Genomic DNA, 19,391 nt, shown 5'->3' with positions numbered 1-19,391 from the left:
TCCGGTGACGGATTACCCTGCGCGTTGCAGCTGACTCAGTCAGCCAGTGACACCTAATTACCCACAGCATTCACAATTCGGATCTGCTTCTCATCCGGAATTTCCTGGTACGAGAGCACCCGAAGTGTCGGGATGGTGTTTTTCACAAATTTCGCCAGCGTGCCTCGCAGTACCCCTGAGGTCAGCAGTACTGCAGGCTCACCTTTCAATTCCTGCTGGTGTGTGGCTTCTGTCAGAGAACGTTGCAGACGTTCAGCCAGACCAGGCTCAATTCCGGAGGATTCTCCTCCGCTGGATTGCATAGTCTTATGCAATATTTGTTCCAACTCTGGAACCAAGGTGATCACAGGAAGCTCGACCTCTATACCATTGATTTCCTGAACAATTAGACGTTTCAGGCCAATACGTGCCGCGGCGGTCAGAATGTCAGGATCTTGACTCTTGCCGGAATACTCGGACAAGGTTTGAACAATCGTGCGGATATCACGAATCGGCACCCCTTCATGCAGCAGGTTCTGGAGGACTTTCACGACCGCACCCAGCGGCAGCTGATCCGGTACAAATCCATCCACCAGCTTCGGTGTCGACTGACCCAGGACTTCCAGCAGGTTCTGCACTTCTTCATGTCCGAGCAGCTGCGAGGCATTATTGACGAGGATCTGACTCAGGTGCGTTGCCAGCACAGTGGCCGCATCCACCACGGTATAACCCAGTGCCTGCGCATGCTCACGCTGCGATTCCAGAATCCAGATCGCTTCCAGGCCAAATGCCGGGTCTGTAGTGCGCTCCCCTTCCAGGCTGCCGAAAACCTGACCGGGGTTAATTGCCAGTTCCATATCCGGGTGAATGTTCGATTCACCGTTATTCACGCCCATCAGGCTGATCCGGTAAGTATTGGGCGGCAGCTCCAGGTTATCGCGGATATGAACCGGCGGGATCAGGAAACCAAAGTCCTGCGACAGCTTCTTCCGGACCCCTTTCACCCGCTCCAGCAACTCACCACCCTGCTCTTTATCAACCATCGGGATCAGACGGTAACCCACTTCCAGGCTGATGGTATCCATGGGCTGTACATCATCCCATGACAATTCTTTCTGTGGTGGTTTGCTGTCCAGCTCGGCAGGCGGTTCGGCTTCAGCCAGTGCTTTTTGCTGCTGTTCTTTCTTGATCCGCCAGAATGCAATCAGTCCGATAATCAGAGCCAGCAGCAGAAACGGAATATGCGGCATGCCGGGGACAACCCCCATGACGAACAGAATGCCGCCCGTGATAATCAGTGCCTGCGGGTTATTGAACATCTGGAACAGCATCTGCTGCCCCATATCTTCGTCAGTATTTTGACGGGTCACCATCATGGCGGCGCCGATTGACAGCAGCAGTGACGGGATCTGGGCCACCAGACCATCACCAATGGTCAGCAGGCTGTAGATCTGAATGGCATCGGCGAACGCCAGACCGTGCTGGCCCATCCCAATGACCAGACCCCCAATGATGTTGATAAACAGAATGAGGATACCGGCAATGGCATCCCCTTTGACAAATTTCGAGGCACCGTCCATCGAACCATAAAAGTCAGCCTCTTTGGTAACTTCACTGCGACGGGTCCGGGCCTGTTCCTGATCAATCAGCCCGGCATTGAGGTCGGCGTCAATCGCCATCTGTTTACCCGGCAATGCATCCAGGGTAAATCGGGCACTGACTTCAGAAATCCGGCCGGCACCTTTGGTCACGACCATAAAGTTGATGATCATCAGGATCAGGAAGACCACCAGACCGACCGCATAGTTACCGCCAATCACCACGGAACCAAAAGCATCGATGACCTGACCTGCAGCGTCTGAACCTTCATGACCATTGAGCAGCACCACCCGGGTTGACGCCACATTCAGCGCCAGACGCAACAGTGTTGCAATCAGCAGGACGGTCGGGAAAGCAGCAAAGTCGAGCGGGCGGCGGGTGTACACCGTCACCAGCAACACCACCAGGGCCAGCGCGATATTGAAAGAGAACGCCATATCCAGCAACAGCGGCGGCATTGGCAATACCACCATTGCCAGCGTCGCCAGTACCATGATTGGAGCACCCATCGCAGGCAACGACTGCAATCGGTGTAAAGGCAATTTATCAGAAAAAGGTATCGACAGCTTCATGCATTCTTACTGGGTTGGAATCAAGTAATTGCCAGTTACAACCTTTGTGTAACTGAACAGGCTAAGCTTCGCATAAAGCAAATTTTATACCGCTTCGGGAAGTCAATTTTTTGACCTGCAGCCAAAACTTTTTAGTGCCGTAACTCAGACGGAATATCCATCGCCACAGGGGAAAGTTTCGGACGCTTTCCATGACCACGACGGTACTGTTTCAGCTGGAAGACATAAGCCAGCACCTGCGCCACGGCCGCAAACAACCCATCCGGGATTTGCTGCTCCAGCTCTGTGCTGTGATATAACGAACGTGCCAGCGGTGGCGCAGGCACGATATCAATCTGGTATTCGTTGGCAATTTCACGAATTTTCATTGCCATATGATCCGTGCCCTTCGCAACCACCACAGGTGCCCGGTCAAGCTTCGGATCGTAGCGTAACGCCACGGAAAAGTGTTCCGGGTTGGTAATCACGACATCCGCTTTCGGAACTTCAGCCATCATCCGCCGCTGTGCCATTTCGCGCTGCAGCATCCGGATGCGCCCTTTGACTTCCGGCTTACCTTCCACATCTTTGTACTCGTCTTTGACTTCCTGCTTGGTCATCTTCAGCTGTTCGTTATGCTGCCAGATCTGAAACGGTACATCGATCGCCACCACCACCAGCAGCGAACAACAGATCAGCAGGACAAATCTCAGCAAAATCGTCAGAGCGTGGAAGATATTCCCCGGATAAGTTTCGATACTAAGCTGAAAGAAACCTTCCAGGCTGCTGTACATCAGGAAGTAAGCGACACCGGCGACAAGGCTGACCTTCAGTATTGACTTCACCAGTTCGACCGCACTTTGCTTGCCCATCATGCGTTTCAAGCCGCTGAGCGGGTTCATCCGGGAAAACTTGGGGCGCGCGGCTTCAGCGGAAAAAGTGATTCCGCCCAGGGCTGAAGCACCAATCAGAGCTGCGACAAAAAGAAACAACAGCACCAGCAGCAACGGCCAGAGCATGTGCAGAATGACATCTCCGGTCAGCGAAAGCAGCTTGGTGAAATCGAACACTTCTTCACGACTGAGGGTAAACAGCTTACGCATGACTTCGCTCATCGCAGTCGCCAGCATTTCGCCAAACCACATCAGACCCACAGCGCCTGAAACCAGGACTGCGACGGACGCCAGTTCTCTTGAGCGCGGTACCTGACCCTTTTCCCGCGCCTGCTGCAACCTTCGGGGGGTTGCCTGTTCTGTACGTTCCTGACCGTCTGAATCAGCCACCAGTGCCTCTCCCTTTTATCTCAGCAATCCAGCCGGATCAGGCTGCAGATTTGCTCTGTGCCCAGCTGCCAGTGATCTTCATACTGCGCCAGAATCCCGACCAGCAGATACCAGCTGATAAATAAGCCCAGTAACAGGGCGAACGAGAATCCCAGCGAGAAAATGTTCAGCTGCGGCGCGGCCCGGGTCATGACGCCGAATGACAGATTGACAGTCAGCAGCGCAATAATCCCGGCCAGCGACATGGTCAGTCCGGCTTTAAACATCAGACCAAACCAGCCCGCCAGCAGCTGGTAATCAACCGCTTGCAGCATGGAGGTTCCCACCGGCAGCGTGGTAAAACTGAGCACCACCAGATTCAGCATCGCCAGATGACCATCTGTTGCCAGAAAGAGCATGATGGCCAGCATCATATAAAACTGGCCCAGCACCGGCGTATTTTGGCCGTTTGCCGGGTCCACCATGGAGGCAAAACCCAGACTCGACTGCATCCCCAGTATCTGGCCCAGCAACACAAAAGTCTGGGTCACAAACTGAGTCACCAGCCCCATCGCCACGCCAATCACCACCTGTTGAGCCGTGGTCAGGAATCCCTGAAATGACAGTAACGGAATGGTATCCGGCACAGCCGGCAGGACAGGCATCACCGCAAAGGTGACAGCCAGAGACAGGTAAAGCCGAATCCGCATCGAGACAAAACGGGCACCGAAGAACGTCATGCTCATCATCATGGCGCCGATCCGGGTCAGCGGCCAGAAGTAGTTGGCCAGCCATTCAAGAATAATCTCTGCAGGATAATGCATGGCCGGCTCAGTAAAGAATCTGCGGGATCTGCTCAATGATGCGATAGAAATAATCCATCAGCATCCGGGTCATCATATGACCAAAGAGCATCAGCGCGACCAGCGTCACGACCAGACGCGGTAAGAAACTCAGCGTCTGTTCGTTAATCGACGTCGCCGCCTGAAAAATGGCAACGATCAGACCAATCAGCAAGCCAGGTACGACGATCAGCGCAACCATCAGCAAGACCATATAGAGGGCTTCCTGAAAGATTTCAACAAAGGATTCCGGCGTCATTGTGCGTCTCCTGCTTCAGTCTTCAGGTGCCAAAACTGCCGGCCAGCGTCGACAGGATCAGATTCCAGCCATCCACCAGCACAAACAGCATAAGCTTAAACGGCAGGGAGACAATCATCGGCGACAGCATCATCATCCCCATTGCCATCAGCACTGAGGCCACCACCAGGTCAATAATCAGAAACGGCAGGAAGAGCATAAAACCAATCTGGAAAGCGGTTTTCAGCTCAGATGTAATGAAAGCCGGGATCAGCACGGTCATCGGCACTTCCTGCGGATCGGTTGCCGTCGAACCAGACATGTTGACGAAGGTTTCCAGATCCTTCACCCGCGTTTGCTTGAGCATAAACTGGCGCAGCGGTACCTGTGCGACGTTCAGCGCCTCCCGGGCAGACATTTCTTCATTGATATAGGGCTGAACGGCCTTGGTGTTGATTTCATCCAGCACCGGCGACATCACGAAGAAAGTCATGAACAGGGCAATCCCGATGATCACCTGGTTCGATGGCGTCTGCTGTAAGCCCAGCGCCTGACGGAGAATCGACATCACCACCACAATCCGGGTGAATGAGGTCATCAGAATGACAATGGCCGGCAGGAAACCCAGCGCTGTCATCAGCGCCAGAATCTGCAACGTCACCGAGTAGTCTTCAGTGCCGTCGGGGTTCACCGAAACAGAAAATGCCGGGATCCCGCCGCCACCCTTGGTGGTCATCAGAGTCGCGGCACCTTTGTCACTTTTCATTTCACTGACAGTCACACTGTTGCCGGCGACATTACCGAGGCCGCTCTCTTCACTTTGTGCCAGGGCCAGCCCGGACATCAGCAGACACAGCAGTCCCGCGATCCATGGCAGTAATTTCAGTCGGTGCATCATTGTTTTTTCAACAGCTTACTGAGTTGCTGAGCGAACTCACCGTTGCCAGTGCGTGTTTCGACAGGCAGCGGCTGATCCAGTTTGGTCAGCATAGAAATGTTCTGAGGCGTGACGCCAATCAATAGTTGTTCATCACCGACCTGAACCAGCACAATCCGCTCACGCTGGCCGACAACCACCTGACGAATCACCTGCAGGCCATTATCGCCCCCGGTCACCCCGGGCAGTTTCATCCGGCGCAGCAGCCAGGCCAGAAAAACAATCAGCACCAGAACCAGCAGCAGCGACCCAAATGTCGCGCCCATATCAATTTCTGGTGCCGCGGCAAAAGCAGGCAGCCCGGAGAAAGCCAGCACTGCGGCCAGCATGATTTTCTTTCCCGTCATGCCCGATTACCGCAGCTTCTTAATACGTTCAGTCTGGCTGATCACATCGGTCAGACGAATACCGAACTTGTCGTTGACCACGACCACTTCACCATGCGCGATCAGCGTGCCGTTCACCAGTACATCCAGTGATTCACCAGCCACACGGTCCAGCTCAACCACCGAACCCTGGTTAAGCTGCAGCAGGTTACGGATACTGATCTTCGTCCGGCCCACTTCCATCGAAATGGTGACCGGAATGTCCATGATGGTATCCAGACGACGACGCTCATCATCTGAAATCGGCGTACTCTCGTCTTTCAGTTCTTCCAGCGGTGCTGTTTCAATCGTGCCGTCGCTGGTCTGTTCCGCGAGGGCAGAGGCCCAGTCGTCAGCAACATGTTGATCTTTTTCTGACATAAATCACCTGTATTAATCGTCAATCGGGTCTGTGACGGAGAATGTCGGGCTCAGTTCATCCCCATCCAGGAATGCCAAGTCTGTCTTCACCGTATCGGGCCGCTTTAGTTTTTCTGTTATCTTCATTGCGACATGATCGCCGGATTTGCCCATTTTACCGCGGTAAGTCGGCAGATCCTCCACAAAGAGCGTGGCCGATTCAGGCATTTCCACCGGGATCACATCGCCGCTGCGCAGCTCCATCAGATCACGCAGAGTCAGGTCAATATCCAGCAGTTTTGCACGCAGATTGATCTCGACGTCCATCACCTCATCGCGCAGTGCTTTGCTCCAGCGAACGTCGGTATCCATCTTGTCACTCTGGACACCGGCATCGAGCAGTTCGCGGATAGGCTCCACCATGGAATACGGCATTACGACGTGGAAATCACCGCCGCCGCCATCAATTTCAATGTGGAAGGAACTGACCACAATCACTTCGGTCGGGCTGACAATGTTTGCCATCGTCGGGTTCACTTCGGAGTCGAGATATTCAAACTCCACTCCCATGACCGGTGACCAGGCCTCACGATAGTCTTCAAAAACCAGCTTGAGCAGCATCTGAACGATACGGCGCTCGGTCGGCGTGAACTCACGGCCTTCAATCTTGGCATGGAACCGGCCATCACCACCGAAGAAGTTTTCCACCAGAATAAACACCAGCCGGGCTTCCATGGTAATCAATGCGGTGCCTTTCAGCGGACGAAAACGCACCATGTTCAGGCTGGTCGGTACGTACAGCGTGTTCTGGTATTCACCGAACTTCAGCATCTGTACGCCATTAATTGAAACTTCTGCGGTCTTGCGCAACATGTTGAACAGGCTGATCCGCATATGACGGGCAAAGCGCTCGTTGATCAGCTCAAGCGTTGGCATCCGGCCGCGGACAATGCGGTCCTGAGATGAAAAGTCGAATGAGATAACCCCAGGACCATCCTGTTGTTTGGGTTGATCATCGTCTACATCATCGACGCCGTGCAGCAGCGCATCAATTTCGTCTTGGGTAAGTAAATCAGTCACAAGAAACCTATTGCATTACGAAGCCGGTAAACAGAACCTGCTCGACGACAGGATTGCCAGACACTTTCACCAGTGCTGACTGTACAGATTGCAGCGCCTGCTGACGCAGTTCAAGACGACCGCTTGGCGAACGCAGCTGCTCAACACTGGCGGCTCCGAAAGATTGAAGCAGCGTGCTCTCAACCAACGGAATGTGCTGGCGGGCCAGGGTATCATTGTCGTCTCCCCGCACCATCAGTTGAACCTTGACCTGGACCAGACGCTGCTGGGTATCCCCCATGACATTAAAAATGAAGGGGTGCGGCAAAATCACGTAATAAGCAGGCTCGGGTTTTCCGGCGGCCTTGGCGATATCAGCACTGGCCGTATCGGCTGACGACGAATCGCCCGACAGAAAATACCATGCAGCCCCACCGCCCAGAAGCACGGGAATCAAAGCCAGTAATAATAAAATAAGGCGCTTTTTGCTGTTTGTAGTTGTTGTCGCTTCTTCAGCCATAATTCCGTGACCTAAAGGTAAATTGTTTCTGTGATGCTCTGACCTGAACCTTTTCAGGCTCAGGCATAGTAATCAATCCCGTCGCGTTGTTCACTGACCGTCATGGCAACCGCATTGCCGACGTCTTCATCGGACTGAAGCTGACCACTTTGCCCGCCGCGTGAAGAACCGGCCTCACCCTGCTGCTGACCGCCGGTATGCTGGCCTGCCAGTTGCTGACCGCTGTCCTGATGAACACTGCTCTGTGCCAGTTGAAGCCCCTGCTGCTGCAGCAATTCGCGCAGCCTCGGCATCGCATGCTCGACCAGTTCCCGGGTCTGCGCATTCCCGACATTGAACTGAACCGACGCCTGATCATTGTTAATGTGCAGTTTAATCTGCAAACGGCCCAGTTCAGGCGGGTCCAGGCGGATATCCACCTGCTTGAGATTCTTGCTCATCAGCATCTGAACACGTTCAGCCAGTTGCTCCCCGGCCATGTCACGCTGCAGAGGCAATGGCGGTTGCTGAGCCTGTGCCGTATCTGCGCGCTGCAGGCCGGCAGCCATGGTCTGTAACGATTGATGCTGTCCGGAGACTGCGCCAGTTGCTGCAGATTGCGAATCTGTCTGAGCAGCGTCCAGCTGGAGTCCGGCATCAGCCAGTGCGGCATTCATGCCCGCTGCCAACCCGGGATTCCCGTTGCTCTGGGGATTTCCGGCACTGCCGCCGTCAGACATCCCCGCTTCACCGCCTTTCGAAGCCGTCAGCCGGGCAATGGCTTCATTCAGCCACTCTGGTTGCGCTTTACTGTCGGCACTGGCAGTCTCCAGCGGAGCTGATGTCTGAACACCGGCAAAAACGGCACTGTCAGATGTTTTCGTTTTCGGATCGGTCTGCGTCTTTTCCTGTGCTGCCAGCATCTGTGCCAGTTTCCCCTGACGGCCAGCCGTCAACACATCAGCTTCAGGACCCATTTCGGCCTCGCTGGCTTCAGTGGCCTTCGCACCGGTTTGCGCTGACTGTAAGGCAGCTCCGTCAGCCAGTAATGCCGCCGCAGTCTCTTCCCCTTCAAGGGATTCCGCCTCCGGTGGCAAATCTTTGCCATCCTTTGCCGTTTGCAATTGCTGACTGGATGCATTCAGCCTGTCGAGGAGCGCTTCCGCATCCGCTCGAATTTGATTCTCATTGCCTTCAGAGGCGGTTTCGTCGTGCTCATCCGAGCCTTTCGACTCGTCTGAGGACTTCATTTTTTCTTTGCCGGTGGTCCCACCTGCTTTTTCCTGCCGCTTGCCGCCCTCAACCTGAGATTCACTGACAGGCTGTTTACGGGTATTCGAAGTTTTGGCAGAAGAAGATTCAATTTTTTGACGCCCACTCTCAGCCTTTCTGTCAGGGCGAACCGCTGACTCAAGACTGGATGAAAAACCCGGCGGGCTCTGCTCTTCACGGCTGTCAGGCCGAGCCGTCTTCCCCGGGCGGAGAGCGGTTCCGGACGAACCAAAATCGACAGAAATGCTACTGGACGGTTTCATACCCACCTTACTTTGACAATTATTTGACGTTCCAAGTCGTCGCGCTAAAGGGAGACATGCAAAAAACGAACCATCTTATAAAAACCGCTCAGCGGGCTCGTCGGGCAGACTGCAAGGTCGCAAACTCATCCATCAGTTTCTGCTCCTGACGTGCCAGGCGCAGTTCACGTTCCGCTTCTTTTTTCTCCAGCAGCCATTCCACGGACTTTTTATCTTTCCGGGTTTCCTGCCAGATCTCTGCACACTGCTCAACCTGGCGTTCAAATTCTCTGCCCGCCGCGGCTTGCTGGGCCAGCGTTTCATCCAGCTGCCCCAGAAACTTATGCAGATGACTGAACTGGCTGGCGGTCAGACCGTTCTGCCCCCGCTCCGTCAGCTGCCGGCAATAGTCAAAACGATATTTTTCAATCTGTTCCCGCTGCAGATAAAAACTGTCCAGGTCGCGTTTCGCCTGTTCCAGCGCCAGAAAAGCGTTGTGTTCTTTTTCTTTCGCCTGTTCAAGAATAAGTACCAGCGCCCGTTCAGACATGACAGCCTCCCGCTGCTTTCTGACCCGCGATTATCATCTTCAGGCCCCCAGCGTGGAACGCAGCATATTGACGCACATCTCGTAAGGAACCGATTCTTTCATTCCTTGCTGCAGATATGCATCCAACCTGGGTTTCAGCGTGAACGCCTGGTCAATGGCCGGATCGGTGCCGGGTTTATAAGCCCCGATCGCAACCAGTTCCTGATTCTTACGGCAGATAGACAAAATCTGACGGACAGCTTTCGACATCAGCATCTGCTCTTCACTGACAATGGCGGGCATCACCCGGCTGACAGAACGTTCCACATCGATCGCCGGATAGTGACCGGCGTCCGCCATCTCACGCGACAAGACAATGTGGCCATCGAGAATGGCCCTTGAGGCATCCGCTATCGGATCCTGAAGGTCGTCTCCTTCCGTCAGAACGGTGAAGAAGGCCGTGATAGAACCCTGATCTTCACCGCCATTTCCCGCACGCTCCACCAATGCCGGTAACTTGGCAAAAACAGAAGGCGGGTAACCTTTGGTCGCTGGCGGTTCGCCAATCGACAATGCAATTTCCCGCTGTGCCTGTGCAAAGCGGGTCAGAGAATCCATTAACAGCAGCACGTCCAGCCCCTGATCGCGGAAATATTCCGCAACCGTCAGTGCGGTCTGGCAGCCTTTCAAGCGCATCAGTGGGGAGGCATCGGCCGGTGCTGCAACAACGACAGCTCGCTGACGGCCTTCTTCGCCCAGGATCTCATCGATAAATTCTTTCACTTCGCGCCCACGCTCACCGATCAGTCCCACGACAACCACCTGTGCTGTCGTGCCCCGGGTCATCATGCCCAGCGTCACGGACTTACCGACGCCGGAACCGGCAAACAGACCAATCCGCTGACCTTTACCAACCGTTAGCAGGCCATTAATGGCCTTAAGGCCGACATCGAGGGGGTCATGAATCGGTTTACGTGCGAGGGGGTTAATCGGCTCAGCATTCAGAGAAGCGCGTGAGGCGGTATAGAGCCGGCCTTTGCCGTCCAGCGGATTGCCCATTCCGTCAATCACCCGGCCCAGCAGTTCAGGACCGACCGGCAAGCCGCCATCATGCATCAGCGGCGTCACCTTGGCCCCAGGCATCACGCCCGTCAGCTGTTCACTCGGCATCAGAAAAAGGGTCTCACCACTAAAGCCGACGACTTCAGCTTCAATGTTGCCCTGAATGGCTTCGACCTGGCAGACACTGCCGACCGGAGCACGGCAGCCAATGGCTTCCAGGGTCAGACCGACCACTCGGACCAGCCGCCCGGAGGCGACAGGCCTGCAGGCCAGTGATTGTGTTTGGTAACCCGCCAGACGTTGTGTCAGGGTCATTCCCCGGACTCCTGCGGCGCTTCATCGGCCGGGCGGTTATTCATACCGAGAAACTGCGACAACAGGTGACGGATTCGATCCTCCATCCGGTAATCAACACTGGAATCTCCGGCTGCGACCTGAACATCCCCGCGTGACAGCCCCGGCTCAGCCAGTAACTGCCAATGACGATTTTCCAGCTCCTGCTGGCCGTATGCCGACTCGACCAGGGCCAGATCTTCCGGATGTAACTGAAGCGTCAGTTGCTGCGAAGCCAGCGGTAATGCTGCCACCGCCTCCCGGACCGTTGAGAGAATTACCTGCGGGTTGGTCAGGGCCTCGACCCGGATCAGTTCCCGGGTTAAAGCCAGAACCATATTGACTAACTGGCTCTCGACTTCATTGTCGACCTGCCGTAAAGGCTCAGCCAGCTGATTTACAATGTCTGTCAGGCTGGCAACGTGTGTATCGATCACCGCCTGACCGGCAGCCAGCCCTTCTTCCCGGCCAGCTTCCAGACCTTCCTGATGTCCCGCGGCAACACCTTCCTGACGGCCGGTTTCAAAACCTTCTGCATGTCCGGCAGCCCGGCCTTCATCCAGCCCCTCTTCATACGCAGACTGACGGATGTCTTCCAGTTCAGCAGCTGTCAGAGGCTGGGGTTCAGGTTCGTCGGTATCAATCACCGCAGGCCGCCAGCTGGGATCGTAATTCAGGGCATTGTCCGCTGGCGCATGATCGGCTTCGGTATAATCCGGATATGCCCAGCGTTCCAGTTCTTCAGCCTGATGACCACTCAAACGCACAAAGCCGCGACGGCGTTCCATCGTCATTCTGTTTCCCCAACTGAATTAGAGATACTCATCCTGACCACCGCCACCATTCAGCATCAGCTCACCGGCTTCAGCCAAACGACGGGCAATGGACAGAATTTCTTTCTGCGCTGCTTCCACGTCAGAAACACGGATTGGTCCCATGGCTTCCAGATCGTCCATCAGCAACTCAGCAGCACGCTTGGACATATTACGCATGATTTTCTCACGCAGCATATCGTCGGCACCTTTGAGGGCTTTCTGCAACAGTTCCTGCGGCACTTCGCGCAGCAGGCTCTGGATACCCCGGTCGTCGACCTCGGCGAGGTTCTCGAAGACGAACATCAGATCTTCGATCTGAACCGCCATCTCCTCGTCGTTCTCGCGGATTTGCTCCATCAGCAGACCCTCGATGTTGTTGTCGAGGTAGTTCATAATATCGGCTGCAGCCTTCATGCCGCCAATCTTCGCGGCCTGAGCACCAGCCTGACCTGCAAACTGTTTCTCCATGATGTCGTTCAGTTCGTGCAGTGCCGCCGGCTGAACTTCTTCCAGGTTGGCAATCCGCATCATCAGATCCAGGCGGACCCGCTCCGGGAACTGCGACAGGATCTCTGCCGACTGCTCCGGATCCAGATAAGACAGAACAATGGTCTGGATCTGCGGGTGCTCGTTGAGAATGATACTGGCCACCTGACGCGGATCCATCCATTTCAGTGAATCCAGACCACGGGAGCCGCTGCCCATCAGGATCTGATCAACCAGGTTATTCGCCTTGTCTTCACCCAATGCTGCAATCAGGGTATTGCGGACGAAGTCCGCACTGCCCATACCAATGCTGGTGTATTTCTGAATATCGGTCAGAAACTGACGGTGAACAGCCGAGGCTTTTTCAGTGCTCAGTTCCTTCATGCTGGCCATGGCACCACCCACCCGCTGAACCTGTTTCGGCTCGAGGTGGCGGATAATCGAAGCAGCATCCTGCTCATTCAGACTGAGCAGTAAGATCGCCGCTTTTTCCGTGCCGCTCAGACTTTCAATGTCAAAGGGCTTTTCTTCAGTAGTCGCGACTTCATTTGCCATCTTCGTATACCCAGTTCTTCACTACCATCGCCGCCAGATCCGGCTCATTCGCTACCAGTGCACGCACCGCTTTCAGCAGGTCATCATCTTTGTGCAGATTCGGCAGTTCCAGATTACTGTTTGTCAGGTCAATCCCCTCAACACCATCCAGATCACTACCAATCAGCTCATCACCGTCTCCAAGAATTGGCATACCGTTTTCATCCAGTGGCGTACCATCGGCAGCCTGATTCGGATACAACAGTTTGCGCATCGCAGGACGTACCAGAATCAGCAGGACAGCAACAATCACCAGCGCAGCTGCCAGCCAGCGTACCCAGGTATTGAAATTCGGATGTTCCCAGATCGGCATGTCGACCACACGCTCTTGCTCTGGTGTAGCAAAAGGTACGGAAATCACTTCCAGCATATCGCCGCGACCTTCAAGGAAACCAACACCACCCATCAGCAGGCGGCGAATTTTCACCAGTTCCGCTTCCGTCACCGGCACCCGGGTCAATTCACCGGTTTCCGGATTCACCTGCTGCTTATAGTTCACGGCAACAGAAACCGTCTGACGACTGATTGTTCCGGTTTGAGAGCGCTTGTGACGAATCGTGGTATCCAGCTCGAAGTTTCGAGTCGCTTCACGGTGGACAGAACCGTCGCCGCCCTTGCCGGTTTGCAGATCGATCACATCCTGCGGGATAGAGGAATCTTGCGGCGGCTGATTACTCAGTGCCCCCGGAATCCCGGCTACAGCCCGGCCATTGTTGTAATCTTCCAGCGTGTATTCACTTCGGGTCGATGGCGTATTCGGATCAAAACGCTTCTGAGTTTCTTCCTGCGCGCTGAAATCCATCGAGACATCCACCTGTGAGGTGTAGTTACCCAGACCAAGGACAGGGATCAGAATCGCATCAATCTTTTCACGCAGCGCCTGTTCCTGCTTCCGCTCCAGCTCGTATTCTTTCCGGCGCGCGGTAGCTGCCGGGTCTTCCGTGCCTGAACTCAGCAGACGACCGTGTTGATCGGTGACCGTGACACGGCTCGGTTTCAGACCGGGAACTGCGGTCGACACCATATCAACAATCGAGTCGACTTCCTGCTGCCCCAGCGTGCCGCCGGTACTCAGCGTTAAGAAGACACTGGCCGTTGCTTCCTGATTATGACGAACAAAAACACTTTGCTTCGGCATTGCCAGCAGAACCTGTGCTTTACGCACCTGGCTGATTTGTTCAATCGCACGGGCAAGCTGACGCTCACGGCTGAGCTTCAGACGCTCCTGCTCCAGACGTTGTGAAACACCAAAGCCCATATCCTGCAGCAGGATATCGTCTCCTTCCGCAGTCGGATTGTTCAGCCCGGCACGAGTCAGCTCTAACTTCATCGCCCCGTACTGATCGGCCGGGACGCGAATAGTATTGCCATCAAGCTGATATTCGATCTTCTTCTGGTCAAAATGGTCCAGAATCGGAATCAACTCTTCCGTGGAAAAATTTCCTAATGGCCGCATTTCCGGCTCTTTCAGCCACGCCACGACCAGGACAATCAAGGCAACACAAATCGCCACTGACAGTACCAGGATCACCTGACGCAGCAAATCAAGATTGCCCAGCATGCTGTCTACACGCGTGGCACTCTTTTCTTCAAGATCCGGATTTTGCAGCTCCAGATCGCTATCGGAAACGATCGGGGCTGGTGCATTACCCGCTACGGCGAGTTCGTTGGATGTTTGTTCCGACACTCACTTAATTCCTGAATTAAACCGGCATGTTCATCAGTTCTTTATAAGCCTCAACCAGCTTATTCCGAACCTGAACCGTTGCTTCAAAAGCGACACTGGATTTGTTCCGGGCGATCATCACATCCGACAGCGAAATGCTGCGGTCGCCCTGATCAAAACGGCTGCTCAGTTCACTGGACGTCTTTTGCAGACCGTTCACATTCTGGATGGCGTCTTGCAGGGCAGCACCAAAATCGGCACTTACCTGCGCGCCGGTCGCCGGACGGGAGGTATTCGTGGCCTCCATTTTCAATGCCTGCATTTCTGACAGTAATCCGTTGACTTTCATCTGTTATCTCCGTGCTACTTTTTTTGACGATTGATTTGCCATCGCGTCTTTAAAAGATAAAGTTGTGCAAGCTTAACGCCAAAAATATGAAATTAATCTGTTATTTCATCTTTTATAGTCAAACTGGGATCTCGATTCCGGCGTCCCTCATCTTGGCCAGTTTGTACCTCAGCGTACGCGGACTGATGCCTAAACGCTCAGCGACTTCTTTCCGTTTTCCTTCACAGGCCTGAATCGCATCGAGGATAATCGCGAACTCCTGTTCACGCAGTTCACTGCCCAAACCTTCCGAACTGACACCGGCTGGTACAGGGATAAACAGGGATTCACTGGCAACCGGAGCGACAGGCGCTGCGGTTGTGACCGCCTGCTGTAATCCTTGTGCATCCATCCAGTCCAGTCCTTCCAGCAGGATGTGTTCACCGCCGATTTCTGCGTCTCCTGCCAGAATCAGTGCCCGTTGCACTACATTGTCCAGCTCGCGGACATTACCCGGCCAGCCGTACTGCAATAGTCGGGTTTGTGCGGCTTTCGAGAAAACGGGCGCCGGTAATCCCTGTTTCTGACAATGTCGCTCAGCCAGATGACTGGCCAGCGGCAAAATATCTCCCGGCCGTTCCGCCAGTGCCGGCCAGACGAGAGGAAATACATTCAATCGGTAGTAAAGGTCTTCCCGGAAATTTCCTTCCGCCACATACTGCTTCAGATCGCGGTTACTGGTCGCCAGGACACGCACATCCAGCTTGATACTTTTGCGGCTGCCCAGCCTTTCCACTTCACGTTCCTGAAGGACGCGGAGTAACTTCGCCTGCAGGTTCAGGTCCATTTCACTGATTTCATCCAGCAGAATCGTACCGCCCTGCGCCTGCTCGAACTTACCCGGACATGCCTGAACGGCACCGGTAAAAGCACCTTTCTCATAACCAAACAATGTGGCTTCCAGCATATTGTCAGGAATCGCCGCACAGTTAATGGCGATAAACGGCCCTTCACATCGCGTAGAGTGCTGATGAATGTAGCGGGACATTACTTCTTTTCCGGAACCGCTTGGTCCCAGCACCATGACACTGGCATCCGTCTGGGCCACCCGCTCAGCCAGTGCCAGTAACTTCAGACTTTTTTCATCCGCCACCACAGCATGACTGCTTTCCGCTTTCACCGGTGCATAGCGGCTGACCATGTTCAGCAGCACTTCCGGCGCAAAAGGTTTTGCCATGTAATCAATCGCGCCATCTTTCATGGCTGCCACGGCATCTTCGATGTTGGCATACGCTGTCATCAGCAGCACCGGCAATTTGGGCCAGTGCTGTTTGATATTGCGCAACAAACCCAGTCCATCCATCCCGGCCATCTGAACATCGGACACAACAATATCGACCTTTTCAGACTTCAGCTGTAACAGTGCCTGCTCCGCACTTTCCGCTTCCAGCCATTGATAGCCGGCAAGAGCCAGCGTGTCGACCAGGGCCTCGCGCAGTCCTTCGTCATCCTCAACGATCAGTACACGGCTTGTCATCGCCCTTCTCCTGTTACTGTCAGTTCATAGTTACCAGGCTCTGTGTATGCAGCCATCGGCAGACTCAGAGTGAATGTAGCGCCGTCTCCCGGTACGGAATACAGGGACAGGCCGCCGTTGTGCGCCTTCGCGACCATCTGTACCACCGCCAATCCAAGGCCGGTGCCCTGCTGCCGTGTGGTGAAAAAAGGTTCCAGGACTTTCTGCTGCATCTCGGGCTCAATACCCGGCCCGTTATCCTTCACACTCAGGTGGATGATGTCATCCTCACAAAGGACCGACAGGCTGACGGTACACTGCTTGCCCGCCATCTGAATCGCATTGGTGATCAGATTGCCAATCGCACTGGCGAGCGCATTGACGTTCCCCAAAATACAGGGGCTTTCATCATCACACTCGATCGAGAAATCAACCTGACTCGCCACCACCTGAGCTTCAATCATGGCGTCCAGCTCATTAAACAGACATTCCAGTGTGAAAGGCGCAACGACTTTGTTATCGCCGCCTTTGGCAAACAACAGCATGTCGTTCACCTGCTTTTCCAGGTCACGCAGCCTGTCCATCAGCTTGGTCTGGAACCTGTCCCGTGTCTGTGGTGTCAGTTGGGGCGAAGATAAATTGGCGGCATACAGCATCGCGCTGGACAAGGGAGTCCTGACCTGATGCGCCAGTGACGCGACCATACGGCCCAGCGACGACAGACGCTGCATTTCGCTGAACCGGGACTGGAGCAGACGGGTTTCCGTCATATCCGTAATCACAATCAGCTGACCACTGTCCGATGCTGAAATTGCCAGCTTCACTTTACGGCCACTGCGCAGAGAGATTTCGTGGCCGTCATCGTCCTGAGGTGCGAATGCACGCTGGATTACAGCCACCCAGCGCTCTCCAGCCAGCGGCTCTCCTAACAGGCGGACAGCTTCGGGGTTGGCTTCACATACTTTTCCCATCCCATCGAGCAAGATCACGCCTGTCGGCATGACTTCGAGGACCTGCTTATAACGGCTGACCTGCTGGCTGAGGTTTCCCAACGGAGAGACTGACTGTCCTTCTTCCACCTTGACACCTTTCGACTCGATTCCCTAACTCATAGGGGTTAAGCATGTTTTATGCCAAAAATAACCATTAAAAATCAATGCGTTAAACATCAAGGATAAAAAAAGAGCGATGTCATAAATTTGACACCGCTCTTCTGACAGGGCAAAAAATTCACAAAATCAGCCCTGCCGGCAATTAAGCGTTATTCACTTCTTTGGTCGAAATGTTGTACTTGCGCATTTTTTCGACCAGTGTTGTCCGTCGCATGCCCAGCATGTCTGCGGCTCTGGCAACCACACCTGTCTGCGCCTCCAGTGCCTGACGGATCATATCCACTTCAAGCTCAGCCAGCATTTCTTTCAGGTTCAGTCCTTCAGGCGGCAGATCGCTGAATCCAAAGTTCTCTTCGTTATCCTGATAACCGCTGGAGAAGACATCTGCCAGTAAAGCACGTTCTTCGTCTTCAATGGACATGGCCCGCTCTTCCGGCCGGAAATCCGGTAACTCGCAGTAGCGATATTTCACTGGCAAGTGATTCACGTCGACCATTTCTCCCGGATAGAGAATCATCAGCCGCTCAACCAGATTCGCCAGTTCCCGCACATTGCCCGGCCAGTCGTGTTCCATCAGGGAAGTAATGGCGCGCGGCGTGAAGTGAACAGGCTTCGCCCCTTCAGCTTCCATACGGGTCAGCAATTCCTGCAACAGCAACGGAATATCTTCCAGACGTTCACGCAAGGACGGGGTTTCAATCGGGAACACATTCAACCGGTAATACAGATCTTCACGGAACTGATTCTCTGCGATCATCTGATCCAGGTTGCGGTGCGTGGCTGCGATGATCCGCACATTGGCTTTAATCGACTGATTTCCGCCAACACGCTCAAAGCATCTCTCCTGGATCACCCGCAGCAGCTTAACTTGCATCGGCATCGGCATATCGCCGATTTCATCCAGAAACAGCGTGCCGCCTTCAGCTAACTCAAAGCGTCCTTTCCGGGCAGAAATTGCACCGGTAAACGCCCCTTTTTCATGACCAAATAACTCGCTTTCCAGCAGATCTGGCGGGATCGCGCCACAGTTCACCGGGACAAACGGCCCCTTTCCGCGGGAGGAGTGATAGTGAATATTCCGGGCAACCACTTCTTTGCCGGTGCCGGATTCACCGAGGATCAAAACATTGGCATCAGTACCGGCCACCTGCTCAATCAGATAACGGACCTGGCTGATACTTTCACTGCGGCCGACCATGCTGCGGAACAATGTGTTTTTTCGCGCCAGTTGCGGCACCTGGAAGCTGTTTTTACCCAGAAATTCCTGGCAATGTCGCAGCGCGTCCATCAGCTGAGTGTAATGCAGCGGGTGAGCCAGTATCCCAACGAAATTGGGCAGACCTGCAACCGCTTTTTCAAGCTCGGGCATGGTCAGTACAGGGATTTGATACCGCTGACGCAGTTGTTCCAGCACCTGATTCTGTTTCTTCACAGAATGGATATGACCGATCAAACAGGCGCCCCAGGGTTGGTCCCACAGCGCGCTGTCTGCTTCATCGGTGGATATCGCTTCATGCTGCTCACCGACAAAATTGAGGATCACGCTGAGATCGTGGCGGTGCTGCGGGTCGTCATCAATGACGAGGGTTTTCGCTAAACCTTGCATAGAAGTGATATTTGCCTGTCTTTATCTATTCTTATGGCGTATTCGAACGGAACAGCAACCAACTATTAATTGCTGTCCATTGTAATAAAAGAACAGGACTTGGCAACCGGGCACTGTGAAAAGCTGTGAGCCCAGTGCC

General features: G+C 54.2%; 19 protein-coding genes. All 19 read right to left on the bottom strand.

The features are described from left to right. Positions 1–53 precede the first annotated feature (53 nt). On the bottom strand, positions 54–2,150 hold the full coding sequence (gene flhA / locus L4174_RS04445; protein ID WP_248143629.1) for a flagellar biosynthesis protein FlhA: 2,097 nt from the start codon (positions 2,148–2,150) through the stop codon (positions 54–56). 131 nt (positions 2,151–2,281) lie between these two features. Further along, positions 2,282–3,412: a flagellar biosynthesis protein FlhB gene (gene flhB / locus L4174_RS04440; protein ID WP_248143627.1), complete on the bottom strand. Its 1,131-nt coding sequence runs from the start codon at positions 3,410–3,412 to the stop codon at positions 2,282–2,284. Positions 3,413–3,432: 20 nt separating this feature from the next. After that, entirely contained in the window at positions 3,433–4,215 is a 783-nt protein-coding gene (gene fliR / locus L4174_RS04435; protein ID WP_248143626.1) for a flagellar biosynthetic protein FliR, read from the bottom strand. 7 nt (positions 4,216–4,222) lie between these two features. Next, entirely contained in the window at positions 4,223–4,492 is a 270-nt protein-coding gene (gene fliQ / locus L4174_RS04430) for a flagellar biosynthesis protein FliQ (RefSeq protein WP_248143624.1), read from the bottom strand. Between the two features lie 22 nt (positions 4,493–4,514). Beyond that, positions 4,515–5,366 carry a flagellar type III secretion system pore protein FliP gene (fliP, locus tag L4174_RS04425; RefSeq protein WP_248143839.1) on the bottom strand — a complete coding sequence of 284 codons (852 nt, stop codon included), beginning with the start codon at positions 5,364–5,366 and terminating at the stop codon, positions 4,515–4,517. Continuing rightward, positions 5,366–5,755: a flagellar biosynthetic protein FliO gene (fliO, locus tag L4174_RS04420; RefSeq protein ID WP_248143622.1), complete on the bottom strand. Its 390-nt coding sequence runs from the start codon at positions 5,753–5,755 to the stop codon at positions 5,366–5,368. The genes fliP and fliO overlap by 1 nt, the downstream gene beginning before the upstream one ends. A gap of 6 nt (positions 5,756–5,761) precedes the next feature. Further along, positions 5,762–6,154 (bottom strand): flagellar motor switch protein FliN, encoded by a 393-nt coding sequence (fliN, locus tag L4174_RS04415; protein ID WP_248143620.1) that lies wholly within the window; start codon positions 6,152–6,154, stop codon positions 5,762–5,764. Between the two features lie 12 nt (positions 6,155–6,166). Further along, positions 6,167–7,213 (bottom strand): flagellar motor switch protein FliM, encoded by a 1,047-nt coding sequence (gene fliM, locus L4174_RS04410; protein ID WP_248143618.1) that lies wholly within the window; start codon positions 7,211–7,213, stop codon positions 6,167–6,169. A 7-nt stretch (positions 7,214–7,220) separates the two neighbouring features. Then, a complete protein-coding gene (gene fliL / locus L4174_RS04405) occupies positions 7,221–7,712 on the bottom strand; it encodes a flagellar basal body-associated protein FliL (protein ID WP_248143616.1) in 492 nt (163 codons plus the stop codon). Positions 7,713–7,771: 59 nt separating this feature from the next. Beyond that, positions 7,772–9,226 carry a flagellar hook-length control protein FliK gene (locus L4174_RS04400; protein WP_248143615.1) on the bottom strand — a complete coding sequence of 485 codons (1,455 nt, stop codon included), beginning with the start codon at positions 9,224–9,226 and terminating at the stop codon, positions 7,772–7,774. 88 nt (positions 9,227–9,314) lie between these two features. Beyond that, positions 9,315–9,755 carry a flagellar export protein FliJ gene (fliJ, locus tag L4174_RS04395; protein WP_248143613.1) on the bottom strand — a complete coding sequence of 147 codons (441 nt, stop codon included), beginning with the start codon at positions 9,753–9,755 and terminating at the stop codon, positions 9,315–9,317. A 39-nt stretch (positions 9,756–9,794) separates the two neighbouring features. Further along, entirely contained in the window at positions 9,795–11,111 is a 1,317-nt protein-coding gene (gene fliI / locus L4174_RS04390) for a flagellar protein export ATPase FliI (RefSeq protein ID WP_248143611.1), read from the bottom strand. Beyond that, positions 11,108–11,923 (bottom strand): flagellar assembly protein FliH, encoded by an 816-nt coding sequence (fliH, locus tag L4174_RS04385; protein ID WP_248143610.1) that lies wholly within the window; start codon positions 11,921–11,923, stop codon positions 11,108–11,110. The genes fliI and fliH overlap by 4 nt, the downstream gene beginning before the upstream one ends. A gap of 18 nt (positions 11,924–11,941) precedes the next feature. After that, positions 11,942–12,985, bottom strand: a complete 1,044-nt coding sequence (fliG, locus tag L4174_RS04380; protein WP_248143609.1) for a flagellar motor switch protein FliG — start codon at positions 12,983–12,985, stop codon at positions 11,942–11,944. Beyond that, positions 12,975–14,711, bottom strand: a complete 1,737-nt coding sequence (gene fliF, locus L4174_RS04375) for a flagellar basal-body MS-ring/collar protein FliF (protein ID WP_248143608.1) — start codon at positions 14,709–14,711, stop codon at positions 12,975–12,977. The genes fliG and fliF overlap by 11 nt, the downstream gene beginning before the upstream one ends. A gap of 16 nt (positions 14,712–14,727) precedes the next feature. Then, positions 14,728–15,039, bottom strand: coding sequence for a flagellar hook-basal body complex protein FliE (gene fliE / locus L4174_RS04370; RefSeq protein WP_248143607.1), 312 nt, complete (start codon positions 15,037–15,039; stop codon positions 14,728–14,730). 118 nt (positions 15,040–15,157) lie between these two features. Continuing rightward, positions 15,158–16,555, bottom strand: coding sequence for a sigma-54 dependent transcriptional regulator (locus tag L4174_RS04365; protein WP_248143606.1), 1,398 nt, complete (start codon positions 16,553–16,555; stop codon positions 15,158–15,160). Next, complete coding sequence (locus L4174_RS04360; RefSeq protein ID WP_248143605.1) at positions 16,552–17,613, bottom strand: PAS domain-containing sensor histidine kinase; 1,062 nt, start codon at positions 17,611–17,613, stop codon at positions 16,552–16,554. The genes L4174_RS04365 and L4174_RS04360 overlap by 4 nt, the downstream gene beginning before the upstream one ends. A 175-nt stretch (positions 17,614–17,788) precedes the next feature. Beyond that, a complete protein-coding gene (locus L4174_RS04355; protein ID WP_248143604.1) occupies positions 17,789–19,252 on the bottom strand; it encodes a sigma-54 dependent transcriptional regulator in 1,464 nt (487 codons plus the stop codon). Between the last annotated feature and the right edge of the window lie 139 nt (positions 19,253–19,391).

Source organism: Photobacterium sp. CCB-ST2H9, from assembly GCF_023151555.2.
Taxonomy (GTDB): Bacteria; Pseudomonadota; Gammaproteobacteria; order Enterobacterales; family Vibrionaceae; genus Photobacterium.
Note: the sequence above shows the minus strand (reverse complement) of the source record. Positions and strands in the feature narration are given on the sequence as shown.

What these genes read in the sequence shown, in the direction of transcription:
- flhA (WP_248143629.1), bottom strand. Translation starts at nt 2,150, where the DNA reads ATGAAGCTGTCGATACCTTTTTCTGATAAATTGCCTTTACACCGATTG.
- fliR (WP_248143626.1), bottom strand. Translation starts at nt 4,215, where the DNA reads ATGCATTATCCTGCAGAGATTATTCTTGAATGGCTGGCCAACTACTTC.
- fliQ (WP_248143624.1), bottom strand. Translation starts at nt 4,492, where the DNA reads ATGACGCCGGAATCCTTTGTTGAAATCTTTCAGGAAGCCCTCTATATG.
- fliP (WP_248143839.1), bottom strand. Translation starts at nt 5,366, where the DNA reads ATGCACCGACTGAAATTACTGCCATGGATCGCGGGACTGCTGTGTCTG.
- fliO (WP_248143622.1), bottom strand. Translation starts at nt 5,755, where the DNA reads ATGACGGGAAAGAAAATCATGCTGGCCGCAGTGCTGGCTTTCTCCGGG.
- fliN (WP_248143620.1), bottom strand. Translation starts at nt 6,154, where the DNA reads ATGTCAGAAAAAGATCAACATGTTGCTGACGACTGGGCCTCTGCCCTC.
- fliL (WP_248143616.1), bottom strand. Translation starts at nt 7,712, where the DNA reads ATGGCTGAAGAAGCGACAACAACTACAAACAGCAAAAAGCGCCTTATT.
- L4174_RS04400 (WP_248143615.1), bottom strand. Translation starts at nt 9,226, where the DNA reads ATGAAACCGTCCAGTAGCATTTCTGTCGATTTTGGTTCGTCCGGAACC.
- fliJ (WP_248143613.1), bottom strand. Translation starts at nt 9,755, where the DNA reads ATGTCTGAACGGGCGCTGGTACTTATTCTTGAACAGGCGAAAGAAAAA.
- fliI (WP_248143611.1), bottom strand. Translation starts at nt 11,111, where the DNA reads ATGACCCTGACACAACGTCTGGCGGGTTACCAAACACAATCACTGGCC.
- fliH (WP_248143610.1), bottom strand. Translation starts at nt 11,923, where the DNA reads ATGACGATGGAACGCCGTCGCGGCTTTGTGCGTTTGAGTGGTCATCAG.
- fliG (WP_248143609.1), bottom strand. Translation starts at nt 12,985, where the DNA reads ATGGCAAATGAAGTCGCGACTACTGAAGAAAAGCCCTTTGACATTGAA.
- fliE (WP_248143607.1), bottom strand. Translation starts at nt 15,039, where the DNA reads ATGAAAGTCAACGGATTACTGTCAGAAATGCAGGCATTGAAAATGGAG.
- L4174_RS04365 (WP_248143606.1), bottom strand. Translation starts at nt 16,555, where the DNA reads ATGACAAGCCGTGTACTGATCGTTGAGGATGACGAAGGACTGCGCGAG.
- L4174_RS04355 (WP_248143604.1), bottom strand. Translation starts at nt 19,252, where the DNA reads ATGCAAGGTTTAGCGAAAACCCTCGTCATTGATGACGACCCGCAGCAC.